Below are 16,868 nucleotides of genomic sequence, written 5' to 3' on the forward strand. Positions count from 1 at the left end.
GCAACTGGAGGGAAGTTCAGGCCCATGTGAGCCAGAAGGTAAACACCGCGCCATTTTTCCTGTGGGGCCTTTGTGCGGCTGTTGTGATCACGCCAAGATCCCCTCTGTGTCGGGACACCCCCATATGCCCGAGGCAGGGAGGAGAGGGCATGTTGCCCCCGAAGCACCGGCGACGGTTCATAACCTGCACCGTCGTAGCGGCCGCGTTCGGACTGGTAAGCACCCAGTCGTTCGCGGCGTCGAACAACACCAGACCACGGCCCTGGCAGGCGCGCCACCAGGCCGCCATGGGCCGTGAGCACATCAAGGCGGTGCACGCCGGCCACGGCATGTCCGCGCTCGCGGCGACCGGGGGTGACGACGGCGGATCCGACGAGGCGGAGAACTCCGCCGAGTCGACGGCCCAGTTCACCGAGGCCCGCACCGCACCCGGCGTGGTCGCGCCCGGTGCCTACGGGGCGGCCTGGGCGCAGTTGCAGTCGATGCGGCACACGTCCGGTGGCTGGGACCACGTCACCAAGAAGGCGTACAACTCCGACGACCCGCGCTACCGCGATGTGAACTCCAACTCCAGCGGCGGCGCGGGCGACGTGACCGGCCGGATCACCGGGATCGCCGCGGACGACCAGGGCTATGTGTACGCGGGTGGCGCCAACGGCGGTGTCTTCCGCTCCACGACCGGCGGCGGACACTGGAAGCCGATCTCGGACAAGCTGCCGTCCCTGTCGACGGGCACCCTCGCCCTCGACGGGCAGAAGCGGCTCTGGTACGCCACGGGCGAGTCCAACACCGGGGCGACGTCCTTCGTCGGTACGGGCGTGTACGTCCTGAAGGACCCGCGCCACGGCCAGTTCCAGCCCGGTGACCGCGTGGGCGGCGCCGAACTGGAGTCCACCGTCATCCACGCCCTCCGCTTCGCCGGCACCAAGGTGTGGGCGGCCACGAGCACCGGCGTCTGGTCGCACTCCACGACCACCCTGTCCGGGCCGTGGAAGCAGGAGTTCGCCCCCAACCCGGACTATCTGCCGGGTGGTTCGAAGGCGGACGACCCGAGCGCGCCGTACAAGAACATCGCCAACGACATCGCCGTCGACCCCAAGGACCCGAACAAGGTCCTCCTCGCGGTCGGCTGGCGTGGCGGCGACACCTACAACGGCCTCTACGCGAAGGCGGACGACGGCAGCTGGAAGCCGGTCAGCGGGCTCGGTGACCTGCCCACCAGCAGCGCCGACGTCGGCAACGTGACGTTCGCCGCTGCGGCCGACGGCTCGCGTCTGTACGCCATCGACCAGTCGCCGGCGCAGATGGCCGCGAACCCGGACAGCGGGCTCAAGGGCGTGTACGTGTCGAAGAACGGTTCGCCGTTCGGGCCGTGGACGCAGATCGCCGACTACACCAAGCTGAAGACGTCCGGCTCCGCCCTGCAGACCGCCGGCTACATGCCCGGCATCCAGTCCTGGTACAACCAGTTCCTCCAGGTCGACCCGGCCAACGCCGACCACGTCTACCTCGGCCTGGAAGAGGTCTTCGAGACCAAGAACGGCGGCCAGAGCTGGACCGTTCCGGGCCCGTACTGGAACTTCCCCTTCCCCTGCTGGAGCAACGACCCGGCCAAGCAGACCGGTGACTGCTCGCCCACCGTCCACTCCGACCAGCACGCGGTCGCCATCGGCAGCTACCACGGCAAGACCTGGGCGTACGTCGGCAACGACGGCGGCATCTACCGGCGCCCGCTGAACGGCGCGGTCGACTCCGGCGGACACGCCAAGGACTGGCAGTCCCTCAACGACGGCACGATCGACGCCCTCCAGTACTACTCCGTGGGCATCGGCAAGGACCTGACCTACGGCGGCGTCTCGGTCACGGGCGGTCTGCAGGACAACGGTCAGTCGATCCTGCGCGGCCGGGACAAGGTCATGGGCTCCAACTTCGGCGGCGACGGCGGCGACACCATCACCGACCCCGCCAACGGCTGCAACATCGCCCAGGAATACGTCTACCTGGACATGTGGGTGACGCAGGACTGCGGAGTGAACGACGGTTCCTGGTCGACGGATCCGACGAAGGCCACCGAGTACGAGGTCGCCCCGCCGGACAAGGACCAGGGCGGGGCCGGCGCCCGCTTCATCGCGCCGATCGCCGCCGACTCCAAGGACTCCAACACCTGGATCGCGGGCGGCCGGCACGTGTGGGTGAACACCAAGGGCTACGCCATTCGCTCCGGCAAGGAGTGGACCAACGCGTACGACCTCGGCGAGGGCCACGTCGCCACGGCCGTGGCGTCCTCGGGCGGCACGGTGTACGTCGGCTGGTGCGGACCCTGCAACAACCAGGGCTTCACTCGCGGCATCGCCGTCGGCAACGCCGACGGCACCGGCTGGCACCAGCTGAACCTCCCGGTCGACGGCACCATCCCGAACCGCTACGTCTCCGGCTTCGAGGTCGACCCGGCGAACGCCCAGCACGTCTACGTGGCGATCAACGGCTTCTCGCGTCGGTTCACCGAGGGGCCGGGCGCGGGCGTCGGCCACGTCTTCGAGTCCAAGGACGGCGGCGCGAACTGGACGGACATCTCCGCCAACCTGCCCGACGTCCCCGCCGACACGGTCAAGCTCCTGCCGAACGGCGGCCTCGCCCTCGGCACCGACCTGGCCACCTTCTACCGCCCCGCCGGCGCCACGAACTGGCTGGTCCTCGGGCACGACCTGCCCACCACGGCCGTGATGCAGCTACGCCTCGGCCCCGACGGGAAGCTGTACGCCGCCACCCACGGACGCGGCATCCGGTCCTTCGACGTACGGCGCCTCAAGGCCCGTAAGGACTGATCACGACCCGTACGGCCCTGTCGTACGACGACGGCCGGTGCGCACCCCGTTCTCGGGGACGCACCGGCCGTCCGGCTTTCCGGGTTCACTGCACCGGATACGCCGCCACACTCAGCCGGAGCGTGAAGAGCGGTGCGCTCTCAGGACCCCAGGCCACGGACGCCGATCCGATGCGCGCGGCCCGCACCGTGACCCGGGTGACACCCTTGCCGTCGGTGGCGGAGGAGGTCACCAGCGCCAGCATCGGATTACTGCTGCGCGGCTGGGGCCAGGAGCCCTGGGCACGGGGCTCCAGGACGACGGTCACCGTCGTACCGGACCGCACACACAAGGTGTGGACCGGGGCGTCCCCGGCGCCGTGCCTGATCGTGGCGGAGCCTGCCAGGCAGCCCGACGAGGCCGAGGCCGTAGCGGTGCCCCTCGGGGGCGACGACGGCGTCCCAGGAGGTGTTGTCGCCGATGGCGACGTGGAGGGCGAGGCTGGGTGTCCTGCCGCCCCCGTACCGCTTGCCGACGGCGTTGTGGCGTGCGGGTCGCCGGAAGGACGCGGTGGCGTGGAGCCGGAGTGTGCGCCGCTGCTCCCGCAGGCGGTCAGAAGGCAGGCGACCGCAACGACGGCGGTCCCGGACCACGGCCTCCCGCGTCCCGGCCTGCGTCTTTGCTGCTTCAGCGCCACAACTGCCTCCTCACGTCGCCGCACGCCACTGTGACGTTCTGGTCCGGCGTCCGGTTTCCTGGGCCGATCGTTCGCGGCGGCGGCTCCATGGCGGTGAAGGCAGACTGATCGTCCGGGTGATGGACGGGGGCACATGGTGACCTCGGGTGGCGATACCCTGGTCGTCGGTCGTGATCCGTGATCACGACGCGGCGGTGGGGCTCGCCGTACCCGAACCGCGGCATCGGTGCCGCCAACAGTCCCTACTTGCGATGGAGTGTGTCCGCATACCCGTGGGCCCCGGCGAGTAGGAGACGTACGTTCATGACAGCCCCGCGATCCACCACGACGAACGAACCCACGGATCCCTACGTCGATCTGCCCGTGCCCGACCAGCGGAAGCAGCAGTCCTGGCGAGCACAGGGGCCGATCGTGGCGATGGTGGCGCTCGGCGGGGCGGTCGGGGCGTCGGCCCGGTACGGGGCGTCGATGGTGTGGCCGGTCGCTGCGGGTTCCTTCCCCTGGACGACGCTGTGGGTCAATGCCGTCGGGTGTGCGGTGATCGGCGTGTTCATGGTGCTGATCACGGAAGTGTGGGCGGCGCACCGGCTGGTCCGGCCGTTCTTCGGGACCGGGGTACTGGGCGGGTTCACCACGTTCTCCACGTACGCCTTGGACATTCAGAAGCTCGTGGCCGGTGGCCACTCCCGGGCCGGGCTTGCGTATCTGGCAGCGACGTTGTGCGCGGCGCTGGCGGCGGTATGGCTCGCGGCGACGGTGACGCGCCGCCTGGTGGCGTGGAGGCAGCGGTGACAAGGCCGACGGGCAGTGGCCTGCGAGTGACGGTCTTCACCGAGGACCGGGTGCGGGACTTCCTGTCCCGGCTGGACGAGTTGGTCGTGAACGGCTTGGTGATCCTCGACGAGTGCGAGGTCATCCGGTACGTGGACAGGGAGAAGAAGGCGTGAACTGGCTGCTCGTGATCTGTGGCGCCGTGGTGGGTGCGCCGATGCGGTACCTGACCGACCGGGCGGTGCAGAAGCGGCACGACACGGTGTTCCCGTGGGGCACGTTCACCGTGAACGTGGTCGGCTGCCTGATCCTGGGCCTGCTGTCGGGTGCTGTGGCGACCGGGGCTGCGTCGTCCCACGTCCAGTTGCTCCTCGGCACTGGGCTGTGCGGGGCGCTGACCACGTACTCGACGTTCTCCTACGAGACGCTGCGGCTGGCGGAGGACGGGGCGAGGTTCTTCGCTGCCGCCAACGTCGTCGCCAGTGTGGTGGCCGGCCTGGGTGCGGCGTTCGTCGGGGTGTCATGTGCGGAGGCGTTGTGGGCGTGAACCGGCCGATGCCCGACGAGCGAGAGGCGGGCCGGCCGACCGCCCGGATGGGGCCGTGGCGGTTCGTGGTGTGGTTCGGCACGGTCAGCCTGCTCGCGGACTTCGTGTACGAGGGTGCCCGCTCGATCACCGGCCCGCTGCTGGCCTCGCTGGGCGCCTCTTCCCTCGTCGTCGGTGTGGTCACGGGCGCGGGGGAGGCGGCCGCGCTGGGGCTGCGGCTGGTCTCCGGGCCCATGGCGGACCGCACCCGGCGCTTTTGGGGGCTGGCGATCGCCGGGTACGCCCTGACGGTCGTCTCGGTGCCGCTGCTGGGTGTGGCCGGGGTGCTGTGGGCGGCGTGCGTGCTGGTGATCGCCGAGCGGGTCGGCAAGGCGGTGCGTTCGCCCGCGAAGGACACGCTGCTGTCGCATGCCACCGCCGCCACCGGTCGCGGGCGGGGCTTCGCCGTCCACGAGGCGCTGGACCAGATCGGCGCCCTGGTCGGCCCGCTGCTGGTGGCGGGCGTGCTGGCACTGACCGGGAACGACTACGGGCCGGCGCTGGGTGTGCTCGCCGTCCCCGGCATCGCCGTACTGCTGCTGCTGTTCCGGCTGCGCGCCCGGGTACCGGACCCGGAAGCGTACGAGCGTGAGATGCACGCCTCAGCGCCCGCTGTCCCCGCGGCGCAGGACGAGCGGCTGCCGAGGGCGTTCTGGACGTATGCCGCGTTCACCGCGGCCACCACGACCGGCTTCGCCACCTTCGGCGTGCTCTCCTACCACCTCGTCCAGCGCCATCTGCTGTCCGCCGCGTGGGTCCCGGTGCTGTACGCGGCGGCGATGGCGGTGGACGCGGTCGCGGCGCTGGCCACGGGGTGGCTCTACGACCGGATCGGCCCGCGCGTGCTGGTCGCGCTGCCCGTGCTGACCGCCGCGGTGGTGGCGCTGGCGTTCACCGACACGGTCGCGATCGCTGCGGCCGGATCGCTGGTGTGGGGCGCGGCCATGGGCATCCAGGAGTCCACCCTGCGCGCGACGGTCGCGGACCTGGTGCCCAGCGGACGGCGGGCGACCGCGTACGGCCTGTTCGCCGGCGTGGTAGGCGCGGCGAGTCTGGCCGGCGGTGCGCTGACCGGCGGACTGTACGGCTACTCGATCCCCGCACTGATCACGGTCGTCGTCGCCATTCAGGTGCTGGCCGTGGTGCTGCTGGCCGTCACCCGGGTCGATCGGCGCTGAGCCGCCGGCGAGTCATGGATCGGCTTCGGCGATGCCGATGAGGCGGTTGTACTTGGCGGGCACGTGTCCGGCGTCCCTGATCATCGTGGTCTCCGGCCGTCAGGCAGGGACCGTCGGTGCGAACCCGATCCGTACCCCGCAAAGGCCCGGCGGCCCCCCCGCCCGGCTGGTTGCCGCGCCGGCCGTGCGGCAGGAAACTGCTGGTATCCGGCGATGGGGCTCGCCGCCAACCGCACCCCTGGGGTGCTGATGGCCTCTACCCGCTGACCATGCTCGCGACTGAGGAGGTCAGGGCCATGCCCCGGATCACCGTCGACATCGACTCCACCGCATCGTCCACCATCCGCAAGTCCGGCGACGGTGTTTCCGGCTGCCTCGGCCGAGGGGGCTGGCCGGTCGGACACGGCTGTGTCCCGGACACCCTCGACACCGACGGACACCCCTTGGACGCCCTGGTGCTGATGCGCGAACCCGCCCTCGCCGGCGCCGGCGTTCGGGCCTGGCCTCTGGGCGTCCTGCACCGCGTCGGCACCGAGTCCGCACCCGCTGCTCCGGTGCTGCTGTGCGTGGCCGAGGATCCTTCCTTCATCGACCTCGTGGACACGGACGACCTGCCCCGCTGGCACGCCGGAGGCGACGCCTGGGCCGCCGTCCTGGCACGCCTGCGACACCAGCCCGTCGGCAACGCCAATGACTGCGGCACCCGTGCCGAGGCCGAGCATCTGATCAGCGACGCCCGGCACGCCTACGAACGGCTCACGGGATGCCTCGATTGAGGAGCGATGCCGGGTCGCACGAGGCTGCGAAGGGCGACGGCCCGTCGGTCGCCGGGGAACCCGCACGGTGGCCGGGCTCCTCGGCACGGCCCTGCTGTCCCCGGCGACTCGGGGCCTCTCGTGCGGGAAGCGTCCTGCGCACACGGTGTAGCCCCAGGCCGCCGACCTGGGGCTACAGGAAGGTCGTCCGCTGGCAGGCCGAGCCGGATCAGCCCGCGTCCGCGGCGCGGGCGTTCCAGCGCTCCTCGACCTTGGCCAGGCGCCAGTAACCGATGGCCAGGGCCCAGACGACCACGAAGAGGCCGACGATGACGTAGCCGACGTTGTCCAGGTCCAGGCCCGCGATCCAGCCCGTGACGTCGTCGCTCAGGCCGAGCTTGTCGTGCAGGACGCCGACCAGCTCGATGGTGCCGACGAAGAAGGCGACGGCGATGGACAGGCCGGTGATGGTGAGGTTGTAGAACACCTTGCGCACGGGGTTGGAGAAGGCCCACTGGTAGGCGAAGTTCATGAAGGTGCCGTCGAGGGTGTCGAACAGGCTCATGCCGGCGGCGAAGAGCAGGGGCAGGCAGAGGACCGCGTACCAGGGCAGGCCCGCGGCGGCGCCGTTGCCGGCCAGGGCGAGGAGCAGGACCTCGGTCGTGGTGTCGAAGCCGACACCGAAGAGGAAGCCGAGGGGGAACATCTGGCCGGGGCGGCGGACCGACTTGGTGAGACGGCCCAGGATGCGGTTCATGAAACCGCGCGAGTCGAGGTGCGCCTCCAGCTCCGTCTCGTCGTACCGTCCGGCCCGCATCGCTGTGAAGACGCGCGCGATGCCGACCAGCGCGACGAGATTGAGGGCGGCGATGAGGTAAAGGAAGCCGCCGGAGACCGTGGTGCCCACGGTGCCGAGGACCTGGTGGGTCCGTGAGCCGTCGTTCATCAGGGTGCCCGCGAGCCTGGCGCCGCCGGCGACCAGTGCGGCCATGACGACCACCACGCTGGAGTGGCCGAGCGCGAACCAGAAGCCCACTGACACCGGCCGCTTGCCGTCGGCCATCAGCTTGCGGGTGGTGTTGTCGATCGCGGCGATGTGGTCCGCGTCGAAGGCGTGCCGCATGCCGAGGGTGTAGGCCGTGATGCCGAGGCCCACGCCGAACGCCTTGGTCCCGACCTCGTAGTGGCGCGGGACGACGAGCAGGAGGAGGACCCCGAACGCGACCACGTGCAGAGCGGCGATCACGGCCATGAGGCCGGCCGTTCGGAGGGTGTCCTCGCGGCGCCAGCGGAAGGAAGGGGAAGGGGCGGCGGTTTCGGGCACGCCTTCGGGCAGGGTCATACGGTCACGCTCCAGCACCTCGTGGATCAGCTTCGTGCTGCCGTGGCCGGTCTCCTGGCTGACGGGTCACCGCGCCCGCCCCTGCCTTCCCGGCCGTGAGGCCAGTGGCAACGCATGGGGTGGGAGCTCCCCGATCACAGTGGCGAGGGCCGCTCCGGACTGAGCCCCTGAGGGGCTGTCACCGGTCTTCCCGAACACCACGGCCCGCTCACCCTAGAAGGCGGGAGGCCACGGCTGCAAGGCTGCACAACTGATGAGGTATGCAGCCGGTGACTGCGATGATGGGTCCATGCATCTCGTCCCCGCGGAACGTGCCGGGCAGCGGACCATCGACGGCCACCGGGTCTGCGACGCCATCGCCGCCGTCGGCGAGCCCGAGGCGGTACGCGCCTGGGCCGACTGCTTCTCCCTGCTCTCCGATCCCGGGCGCCTGTCCCTGCTGCTCGCCCTCCACGAGGCCGGCCCGATCGCCGTCTCGGACCTGGCCATCGCCACCGGCATGCGGGACACCGCCGTGTCCCAGGCGCTGCGCCTGCTGCGGACCGCAGGCATCGTCCAGGGCGAGAAGGACGGCCGGATCGTGCGCTACCGGCTCGTCGACGGCCAGATCGCGGCCTTGCTGAAGCACTGCACGGCACACGACGCGAACGCCGACGGCACACGGTCGGGAGGAGCAAGCGGCACAGGGTGACAGTGACGATCCGCGGCTGCGCACGGTTGCCGTCGGCCTCGCGCAGTACTACCCGCAGCCACCCGCTTCGGCTCGTCCCGGTGATCACCGGTGTCACCGAGACGGCCCGGCGAGCCGTCCAGTCGCCTCGCGCAACGCCCGTCAGAGCAGGTGGCCGTGATGACGCTCGCGCCACGTCGGCTTGCCCACGCCGAGCACGAGCACCTGCTTCACTCCGAGCTGCGCACCCGCCTTCACCGACTGGGTGTTCACGTCCCAGTTCGATGCCGCCAGCACCACGACGTGGTGTCCGTCATCCGCCCGCAGCTCGATCCGGCTCTTGGGCACACCGAGCTTCTCCAGCCGGTCCTCGGCCTTCTCGGCGTTCTGCCCCGTCAGATCGGGCATCGTCACCGGGCCTGTCGCGACCGGCGCGGGTGCGCCCTGCCCCGAAGCGCCGCAACCGGCCAGCGCCGGCACGACCGCGAGCAGGAGCGCCGCACCGCAGATGTACTTCCTCACGCTCTACTCCCAGGCTTCGCGGTGCCGCCCCTGCGGTTCCCCTGCGCACGAAGATCCTAGCCAGCACGAGCGGCCTTCGGCTCTGCCGTCCGCAGTGGCCTGCGCGGGTCCGGCGGGTCCGGGTGGAGCACCCTGTGCTCATCGCGGCTCTGCCCCCTGAGCCTCCCGCACTGCGGCTTCGAGGAATCGGCGGACCAGGCTCCGCCGGGCGTCGGGGAAGTGGACCAGGCTGACGGGGCTGGCCGGCGCGCCGGTGAGCGGGATGCAGCGGAGCGCCGGGTGCCGGGTACGGCGCCGCGCGACCTCCGGGACGATGCCGATGCCCCGGTTCGCGGCCACCGTCTCCAGCCCTGCGGCAGAGCGCGGGCGGCGGCCTCGGCAGCGGCGCCTGGATCGTGGTCGGACTGGCCGCCCTGCCCTCGTGCGCCCTGTGGACCCGGCCGGCCCGCCGCTGGTCCAGGCCCGCGCTGCTGCTCACCGCGCTGAGCGTGCAGGCCGTCGGCGTCGCCCTGCCCGCGCTGCTCGGCGGGGCGGCGCCCACCCTCGTCTCCGCCGTTCTCTTCGGGGCCACCTTCATGGGCGTCAGCGCCATGGCCCTGTCGATCGGCGCCGACCTCCAAGTGCCGCGCGCGGTCGCCCTGTTGACCGTCGGATACAGCGTCGGCCAGATCCTCGGCCCGCTGCTCGCCGCCCCGCTGCCGAGCCATGGATACCATCAGGCGCTCCTGCTGGGCAGCGCGATGGTGGTGCTGTCCGCCCTCGCGGCCGCCGCCGTCTGCGTCCGCTTCCCGCACCGGCTGGGCCCCGCCACGGCGGTGGCCTGACAGCCGTGCGCGAGAAGTCGTCGCCGAGTGTCAGCCGACGGCCGGGGCGGCGGCGTACTCCTCGTCGGTGACGGGCGTCAGCCAGTGCACGACGTCGTGGTCGCTGTCGCTCTCGTTGATGGCCACGTGGACCATCAGGCGGTGCGGCGCGGCCCCGTGCCAGTGCTCCTCGCCGGCCTCGAACAGGACGCGGTCGCCGGGACGGATGACCTCGATCGGCCCGCCCCGGCGCTGGCACAGGCCGACCCCCTCGGTGACGAAGACGGTCTGGCCCAGCGGGTGGCGGTGCCAGTGGGTGCGCGCGCCGGGCATGAAGTGCACCAGGTTGGCGCTGACCCGGGACGGTGCGGGCGCGGCGGCGACGGCGTCGATGTAGACGTCGCCGGTGAACCAGTCGGCCGGGCCCTTGACGGTGTCGATCGAGCTTCGGGTGATCTGCAAGGTCGTACTTTCTGTGTCGTTCGCCGGGACGGGGACGGGGTCAGGGCTTGAGGAGTGCCTTGATGGCGCGGCGTTCGTCCATGGCCCGGTAGCCCTCCGCGACCTGCGCCAGGGGCAGGGTGAGATCGAAGACCCGGCCCGGGTCGATCCGGCCGGTCAGGACACGGTCGATCAGGTCGGGCAGGTAGCGTCGGACGGGCGCCGGGCCGCCGCGCAGGCCGACGTGGGAGAAGAACAGCTCCTGTCCGTCGATCGCCACCTCGTGCGGGACGCCGACGAAACCGACGTTGCCGCCCGGCCGCGCCGAGTGCAGGGCCTGCCGCATCGCCTGGGCGGTGCCGACGCACTCCAGCACCGCGTCGGCGCCGATCCCGTCGGTGAGGTCCTTGACGCGGGCGACGCCCTCCTCGCCCCGCTCGGTGACGATGTCGGTGGCGCCGAACTCCCGGGCGAGCTGCTGACGGCTCGCGTGGCGGCTCATCGCGATGACGCGCTCCGCGCCGAGCTCCTTCGCCGCGATCACCCCGCACAGGCCGACCGCGCCGTCGCCCACCACCACGGCGGTGGAGCCCGGCTTCACCTCCGCGGCCAGCGCGGCGTACCAGCCGGTGCCCATCACATCGGAGACGGCGAGCAGGCCGGGCCAGAACTCCTCGGCCGGGTGCTCGTCGGTGGCGACCAGGGTGCCCTGGGCGTGGGGGATGCGCACGTACTCGGCCTGGCAGGTGCTCATGAACTCGCGGTTCAGGCAGTTGGACTGCCAGCCGTTGCGACAGTTGGCGCAGGTGTTGTCGGAGGTGGCGAAGGAGCCGACGACGAACTGGCCCGGCCTGACCGCGGTGACCTCGCTGCCCACCTCCTCCACGAAGCCGACGTACTCATGGCCCATCGGATGTGCCTCGTCGGTCGCGTCCAGGCCGCGGTAGGGCCACAGGTCGGAGCCGCACACACAGGTGACGGCCGTCCGGATGATCGCGTCGGTCGGCTTGAGGATCTTCGGGTCGTCGAGGGCCTCGAAGCGCACATCGCCGGGGGCGTGGATCACTGCTCCGCGCATGAGAGAAGTCCTTACGTGCTGAGGGGCGGGCTGCTGCCGCGCCCTGTGCGGCCGCGGCCGCGGCCTCGTGTGGCCGCCCGTGCCGGTGCCACGTCCTCCAGGTAACCGGGTTTCCGCGCGGGCAGCGAGTTACCGGTGAGAGGTGTACTGCCAGTACATCCCTCCCGTGGCGGGCAGGCCGTACGGTCGAGGTGTGGACAACCGTGACGAGGTCCGCGAGTTCCTCACCTCGCGGCGAGCGAAGATCACCCCGGAGCGGGCAGGGCTGCCCGCCGGGTCCCGGCGCCGTGTGCCGGGGCTGCGCAGGAGCGAGGTCGCGGCGCTGGCTGACATGAGCGTCGAGTACTACGCGAAGCTGGAGCGGGGCAACCTCGCCGGTGTCTCCCCGGCCGTCCTCGAAGCCGTCGCCCGCGTCCTGCAGCTCGACGACGCCGAACGCGCCCATCTCCTCCATCTGGCCCAGGCCGCCGACGGCTCCGACGCCCTCACCCGCCCACGGCGCCGTACCACCCGGCAGTGGACCCCGCACCGCAGCCTGCAGTGGACCCTGGACGCGATCACCGCCGGACCCGCGTTCGTGCGCAACGGCCGCATGGACATCCTCGCCGCCAACCGGCTCGCCCGCGCCTTCTACGCCGACATCCACGCCGACCCCCGCAACCAGGCGAACCTGGCCCGCTTCAACTTCCTCGACCCCGCCTCCCGACGCTTCTACCCCGACTGGGAGCTCTTCGCCGACATGGCGGTGGCCATCCTGCGCGCCGAAGCCGGCCGCGACCCGCACGACAAGGACCTGCACGACCTCGTCGGCGAGCTGTCCACCCGCAGCGAGGAGTTCCGCACCCGCTGGGGCGCCCACGACGTCCGCCGCCACGGCACCGGCACCAAACGGTTCCACCATCCGGCCGTCGGCGAGGTCACCCTCGCCTTCGAGGGCCTGGAGATGGCCGCCGAACCCGGCCTCACCCTGACCATCTACACCGCCGAACCCGGCTCGCCCTCCGAGGAGCGGCTGCGCCTGCTCGCCTCCTGGGCCGCCACCGAAGAGGCCGACGCCTCGACGCGGCATTCCACCGGCTGAGGCGACCGGAGCCCCACTCCGCCGCGCACGGGCTTGACCTTGACATAGTGACAAGGTGTCCGCTGGGTGCAGGAGGTGGTCCCGATCAACCCGACAAACCGAACCGCGCAGCATGCCCGCATGGCCGAAGCCCTGGGCGCCGAGGACACGTCGGCCCGACTGCAGGCGGCCCTGGCGGTCGGCTCGAACCCCGACCCCGGACTCCTGGAGGCGCTCGTCGAGCGATGCGCGGTCGAGCCGGACTTCTTCGTGCGCGACATGCTGTCCTGGGCGCTGACCCGGCTCTCGCCGGAGATCACCCTGCCCCGGATGCGCCGGGAACTGGACTCCGAGCGCACCCAGGCCCGCAGCCAGGCGTTGCACACGCTCTCCAAGATCGGCGAGAAGGGCGCGTGGGCCTGGATCACGCGCGGCATGCTGCGCGACGCCGACGACGAGGTCGCACGGACCGCGTGGCGCGTCGCGGTCGTCCTCGCACCCGAGGACGCGAAGACGGACCTGGCCGACGAACTGGCCGGGCAGCTCGGCCGCGGCGACCGCGAGGTGCGGCTGAGCCTGAGCCGGGCCCTCGTCGACCTCGGCGACGTGACCGGGCCCGCCCTGGCGAAGGCCGCGGCGAACCCCGACCCGGCGGTGGCCGCGCACGCCCGTGCCACCGAACTGCTCCGGCAGAACCCGGAGACCGGTTTCGACGCGGCCGTCGACGAGGCGAAGCGAGTCGTCGCACTCGGCCCGGCCGGGTCGGCGCAGGCCGCGGCGTGCTGATCGGCGAAGTGGCCCGCCGCTCGGGGGTGAGCCCCCGGATGCTCCGGCACTACGACGCCCTCGGGCTGGTACGGCCGACCGGCCGTACCGTCGGCGGCTACCGCGAGTACGCCGCCGACGACGTCCGCAGGATCTTCCACGTGGAGAGCCTGCGGTCCCTCGGGCTCTCTCTCCAGCAGGTCGGGCGCGCGCTGGAGGACCCCGCGTTCACGCCGTCCGCCCTGGTCGGCGACCTCATCCGGTGGACGGAGGACCGCATCGAGCGGGAACGGGAGCTGCTGGAGCGGCTCCGCACGATCGATGCGTCGGCCCCCACCGGCTGGCAGGACGTCCTGGGCATCGTGGAGCTCATGCAAGGACTCGGCTCGACCAGCGCCGCGCGCAGACAGCAGGCCGTCCTGGCCCGGCCGGAGGGCGGGCCGGTTCCCGCCGAGCTGCTGGCCGACGCGGTCCTGGCCGAGTCCGACCCCAACGTCGCGGGCGCCCTGCGCTGGGCGCTCGCCCGGTCGGGCGGCGACGGGCTGGGGACACTGGCCGCCGGCCTGCACGCGCAGGACGCCGACGTCCGGCGGCGTGCGGTGCTGGCCATCGCCGAGCTGCCCGAGGCCCCGGGTGCGACCGCGGTGCTCACGGAGGCGCTCCGGGACCCGGACCCGACGGTGCGCGGGCACGCCGCTCTGGCGCTGGGCAGGAGCGGTGCGACCGAGGCCGTGCCGACACTGGTCCGTATGGTGGTCGAAGGCCTCAACGACGTCGACGCGGCGGAGATCCTGGGGACCCTGTCCCAGGACCCCGGCAGCGGTGACCGGATCATGACCGCACTGGTCGACGAACTGGCCGCGCCCACCGCGGACTCCGCCACGCGGATACGGCTGGTCCAGGCGCTGGTCGAGCTGCCGGGGACCACCGTGCAGGAGGTCCTGCGCCGACTGGCACACGACGACGACCGCGCCGTCGCACTCGTCGCCTCGGCCTTCCTCGGGTGAGGTTTCGCACCGACCGTGCGCCGGCGCGTCCGGCCGGGTGATGCTCGGGCACTCCCGTGCGCTCCTTGTGGCATGAGTCACTATCTCCGTCTGCGAGCGGTGCCGCCCCCGGCACTGCGCAACAGCGCGACCTGGCTGGAACGGCTTTTCGACAGCGACGTGGAGACCGGCCGGCACCGTGAGGAGGTGCTGGACAGGCGGTATCTGGACCAGGAGCGCATCTACGCCGGCGCTCCGCCGCAGGTCCCCGGGAACCTGCCCCGGGCCCAGGTGGTGCTGGGCGGCCGGCCCGTGTTCCGCGCCGACCGGCACAAGCCGCCGCTCCTGGTGCTGACGGCGGCGCAGGCCCGCCGGGTGGCCGGGTTCCTGACGGAGGCCGACTTCGACGCACTGTGGGACTTCGCCCGGGGCGAACTGCTGCCGCGCTACGGCGGCCCGGCCGCGGAGTCCGCGACGTGGGGCGCGTTCGCGGCGGCGCACCAGGAGCTGAGGGCGTTCTACGCGACGACGGCCGCATGCGGAGACGCGGTGGTGAAATGGCTGCCTGAGGTGTGAGCCGTGGGTGAGGCGTAACAGGTCCGGCCCGTCGCGCTCTCTTCGAGCGGACGGACGGAAGCGGTGGAGCGTACGGCGAGGATCTGGTTGCCCTCCGCCGGCCCCCCGCGTGGGGGGGGTCTCGGGCAACACCAAGGTCGTCAACCGCCCTGGCCTGCTGGGCCGTTGGCAGCACATCGAGTACCTGGTCGGCTTCAACCTCGACCGCGGCCTGTTCGGCCTCGCCGAGTGCATGCCGGAGCGCTGAGGGGGGTCAGACCGAGCCGAAGGTTTGTTAGATTGCGCAACTGTGCAACCATTCGGGACGGCGCCGCGTCCTGTTCTACACATGCCGCACGCGTCCGGCCGTACCCCTGACGGCCCGGACCGGAGGCCTGACCGTTCATGGGAGTGGGAGATGAGTGACCCGTGGGACGGCCCAGGCCGCCAGGCGACGCGGAACCGCAGCGCGCGGGTCCCCGGGGCGCGGGCGACCGAGGCCGAGGGACGGCGTCGGCGGGGCGGCAGGACCGGGGCCCGGACGGACGGCCGCTCGCGCGCTGCCGGGCGCGGTCGCCCGGGTCGTCGGGCGGGGCGCGTCAGGCGGGTGCTGAAGGTCCTCGCCATCGGCACGTCGCTGCTCATCCTGGTCACGGCCGGTGCGGGCTGGTGGTTCTACGAGCACCTGAACGGCAACATCCACAGCCTCGCGCTCGACGGCAAGGGCGGCACGGAGAAGGCCGACGCGTTCGGCCGCACCCCGATCAACATCCTGGTCATAGGCTCGGACGGGCGCACCAGCGCGGAGGACTGCAAGCTGGGCGGCGGCTGTTCGCAGACCGGTGTGCAGTCGGGCAACGGCAACGCGGACGTGGAGATGGTGGTGCACATCTCCGCCGACCGCTCCAACGCCACGGTGATGAGCATCCCGCGCGACACCATGACCAAGGTGCCCGCCTGCACGGACGCCGGCTCCGGCCAGTCGACGCCCGGCTACTACGGCCAGATCAACAGCGCGCTGACGTACGGCCCCGCCTGTCAGGTGGCCACCGTCCACCAGCTCACGGGCATCCCGATCGACCACTTCGTCAAGCTCGACTTCTCCGGCGTGGTGAAGATGTCGGACGCCATCGGCGGCGTCTCCGTCTGTGTCAGTGACAACGTCTACGACACGTACTCGCACCTGAAGCTGTCCAAGGGCGATCACACCCTCAAGGGCGAGGCGGCGCTGGAGTTCGTGCGTTCGCGGCACGGGTTCGGCGACGGCAGCGACCTGGGCCGTACGACGACCCAGCACCTGTTCCTCAGCGCGATGATGCGCAACTTCAAGAGCGCGGGCACGCTCACCGATCCCACGGCGGTCTACGGCCTCGCCGACGCGGCGACCAAGGCGCTGACCGTGGACGACGGTCTGGGCACGGTGAAGAAGCTGATCTCGCTCGCCTCGGACGTGGACAAGGTGTCCACGAAGCGGATGACGTTCACGACCATGCAGACCGCCCCCGATCCGAACAACAAGGACCGGGTGGTCGTGGGGCCGGGGGCGCGGACCCTGTTCTCCACGATCGCCAACGACCAGTCCCTGACGACCGGTTCAGGCGAGAAGTCGTCGGCGGCCTCGGCGACGGCGAAGCCCACCGCCTCGGCGGTGCCGGCGGCACAGATCGCGGTGACGGTGGAGAACGGCACCCCGGTCACCGGCCGCGCCTCGCAGATCGCGACCGCCCTGACCGACCAGGGCTTCAGCTCCGCCACCACCACCGCCAACGCCCCCAGCCCCGCGGCGACGACCACGCTGACGTACGGCAGCGGCCAGAAGGGGGAGGCACAGACCGTCGCCAAGGCGCTCGGCCTG

The 16,868-nt window shown here is 71.7% G+C and carries 18 protein-coding genes, 2 pseudogenes and 2 riboswitches; of the genes and pseudogenes, 14 read left to right on the forward strand and 6 right to left on the reverse strand.

Annotation, left to right across the window (positions count from 1 at the left end):
- Window positions 1–149 precede the first annotated feature (149 nt).
- The gene (locus BIV23_RS29435; RefSeq protein WP_071384017.1) at window positions 150–2,825 is read left to right on the forward strand and encodes a WD40/YVTN/BNR-like repeat-containing protein; all 2,676 of its coding nucleotides are present in this window, start codon (window positions 150–152) and stop codon (window positions 2,823–2,825) included.
- 85 nt (window positions 2,826–2,910) lie between these two features.
- On the opposite strand, the gene BIV23_RS29440 is transcribed toward BIV23_RS29435, so the two are convergent.
- Window positions 2,911–3,150, reverse strand: coding sequence for a hypothetical protein (locus BIV23_RS29440; protein WP_071384018.1), 240 nt, complete (start codon window positions 3,148–3,150; stop codon window positions 2,911–2,913).
- Window positions 3,151–3,804: 654 nt separating this feature from the next.
- Here BIV23_RS29440 and crcB (BIV23_RS29445) point away from each other — a divergent pair.
- The 5 genes and pseudogenes from crcB (BIV23_RS29445) (at window position 3,805) to BIV23_RS29460 (ending at window position 6,812) form a co-directional block, all read left to right on the forward strand.
- Entirely contained in the window at window positions 3,805–4,293 is a 489-nt protein-coding gene (crcB, locus tag BIV23_RS29445) for a fluoride efflux transporter CrcB (RefSeq protein ID WP_071384019.1), read from the forward strand.
- A 26-nt stretch (window positions 4,294–4,319) separates the two neighbouring features.
- Window positions 4,320–4,448: pseudogene (locus BIV23_RS49775) on the forward strand (DUF190 domain-containing protein); the annotation flags it as partial.
- Window positions 4,445–4,819, forward strand: coding sequence for a fluoride efflux transporter CrcB (crcB, locus tag BIV23_RS29450; protein WP_071384020.1), 375 nt, complete (start codon window positions 4,445–4,447; stop codon window positions 4,817–4,819). The pseudogene BIV23_RS49775 and the gene crcB (BIV23_RS29450), both read left to right, overlap by 4 nt.
- Window positions 4,820–4,827: 8 nt before the next feature.
- Window positions 4,828–6,036 (forward strand): MFS transporter, encoded by a 1,209-nt coding sequence (locus BIV23_RS29455; RefSeq protein WP_071384038.1) that lies wholly within the window; start codon window positions 4,828–4,830, stop codon window positions 6,034–6,036.
- Window positions 6,037–6,236: 200 nt separating this feature from the next.
- Window positions 6,237–6,302: riboswitch (Fluoride riboswitch) on the forward strand.
- A gap of 3 nt (window positions 6,303–6,305) precedes the next feature.
- Window positions 6,306–6,812: an inorganic diphosphatase gene (locus tag BIV23_RS29460; protein ID WP_079173467.1), complete on the forward strand. Its 507-nt coding sequence runs from the start codon at window positions 6,306–6,308 to the stop codon at window positions 6,810–6,812.
- A 208-nt stretch (window positions 6,813–7,020) separates the two neighbouring features.
- Here the strand turns inward: BIV23_RS29460 and nicT are convergent, their stop codons facing one another.
- On the reverse strand, window positions 7,021–8,133 hold the full coding sequence (gene nicT / locus BIV23_RS29465; protein WP_071384039.1) for a Nickel transporter NicT: 1,113 nt from the start codon (window positions 8,131–8,133) through the stop codon (window positions 7,021–7,023).
- Window positions 8,134–8,160: 27 nt separating this feature from the next.
- Window positions 8,161–8,381: riboswitch (cobalamin riboswitch) on the reverse strand.
- Between the two features lie 41 nt (window positions 8,382–8,422).
- On the opposite strand from nicT, the gene BIV23_RS29470 reads away from it, so the two are divergent.
- Window positions 8,423–8,824 (forward strand): ArsR/SmtB family transcription factor, encoded by a 402-nt coding sequence (locus BIV23_RS29470; RefSeq protein WP_071384022.1) that lies wholly within the window; start codon window positions 8,423–8,425, stop codon window positions 8,822–8,824.
- Between the two features lie 141 nt (window positions 8,825–8,965).
- Here BIV23_RS29470 and BIV23_RS29475 read toward each other — a convergent pair whose 3' ends face one another.
- Window positions 8,966–9,325 carry a PASTA domain-containing protein gene (locus tag BIV23_RS29475; RefSeq protein ID WP_071384023.1) on the reverse strand — a complete coding sequence of 120 codons (360 nt, stop codon included), beginning with the start codon at window positions 9,323–9,325 and terminating at the stop codon, window positions 8,966–8,968.
- 138 nt (window positions 9,326–9,463) lie between these two features.
- Window positions 9,464–9,664, reverse strand: a complete 201-nt coding sequence (locus BIV23_RS29480; RefSeq protein WP_071384024.1) for a type 2 periplasmic-binding domain-containing protein — start codon at window positions 9,662–9,664, stop codon at window positions 9,464–9,466.
- Between the two features lie 8 nt (window positions 9,665–9,672).
- Between BIV23_RS29480 and BIV23_RS29485 the strand changes: the two are divergent.
- Window positions 9,673–10,149 (forward strand): annotated as a pseudogene (locus tag BIV23_RS29485) (YbfB/YjiJ family MFS transporter); the annotation flags it as partial.
- Between the two features lie 30 nt (window positions 10,150–10,179).
- Here the strand turns inward: BIV23_RS29485 and BIV23_RS29490 are convergent.
- Window positions 10,180–10,590, reverse strand: a complete 411-nt coding sequence (locus BIV23_RS29490) for a (R)-mandelonitrile lyase (RefSeq protein ID WP_071384025.1) — start codon at window positions 10,588–10,590, stop codon at window positions 10,180–10,182.
- A gap of 40 nt (window positions 10,591–10,630) precedes the next feature.
- A complete protein-coding gene (locus BIV23_RS29495; protein ID WP_071384026.1) occupies window positions 10,631–11,647 on the reverse strand; it encodes a zinc-dependent alcohol dehydrogenase family protein in 1,017 nt (338 codons plus the stop codon).
- 193 nt (window positions 11,648–11,840) lie between these two features.
- On the opposite strand from BIV23_RS29495, the gene BIV23_RS29500 reads away from it, so the two are divergent.
- From BIV23_RS29500 to BIV23_RS29520, 6 genes are all read left to right on the forward strand, one after another.
- Window positions 11,841–12,728 (forward strand): helix-turn-helix transcriptional regulator, encoded by an 888-nt coding sequence (locus tag BIV23_RS29500; RefSeq protein ID WP_071384027.1) that lies wholly within the window; start codon window positions 11,841–11,843, stop codon window positions 12,726–12,728.
- A 120-nt stretch (window positions 12,729–12,848) separates the two neighbouring features.
- The gene (locus tag BIV23_RS29505; RefSeq protein WP_245790693.1) at window positions 12,849–13,493 is read left to right on the forward strand and encodes a HEAT repeat domain-containing protein; all 645 of its coding nucleotides are present in this window, start codon (window positions 12,849–12,851) and stop codon (window positions 13,491–13,493) included.
- Complete coding sequence (locus BIV23_RS29510; RefSeq protein ID WP_071384029.1) at window positions 13,487–14,479, forward strand: HEAT repeat domain-containing protein; 993 nt, start codon at window positions 13,487–13,489, stop codon at window positions 14,477–14,479. Before BIV23_RS29505 ends, BIV23_RS29510 begins: the two co-directional genes overlap by 7 nt.
- Window positions 14,480–14,551: 72 nt before the next feature.
- Window positions 14,552–15,034: a DUF1877 family protein gene (locus tag BIV23_RS29515; protein WP_071384030.1), complete on the forward strand. Its 483-nt coding sequence runs from the start codon at window positions 14,552–14,554 to the stop codon at window positions 15,032–15,034.
- A 109-nt stretch (window positions 15,035–15,143) separates the two neighbouring features.
- A complete protein-coding gene (locus tag BIV23_RS50605; protein WP_177240079.1) occupies window positions 15,144–15,281 on the forward strand; it encodes a glycosyltransferase family protein in 138 nt (45 codons plus the stop codon).
- A gap of 339 nt (window positions 15,282–15,620) precedes the next feature.
- Window positions 15,621–16,868 (forward strand): LCP family protein (locus tag BIV23_RS29520; RefSeq protein ID WP_071384031.1); only part of this gene is annotated, 1,248 nt, incomplete at its 3' end.

Source organism: Streptomyces monashensis, assembly GCF_001866665.1.
Taxonomy (GTDB): domain Bacteria; phylum Actinomycetota; class Actinomycetes; order Streptomycetales; family Streptomycetaceae; genus Streptomyces; species Streptomyces monashensis.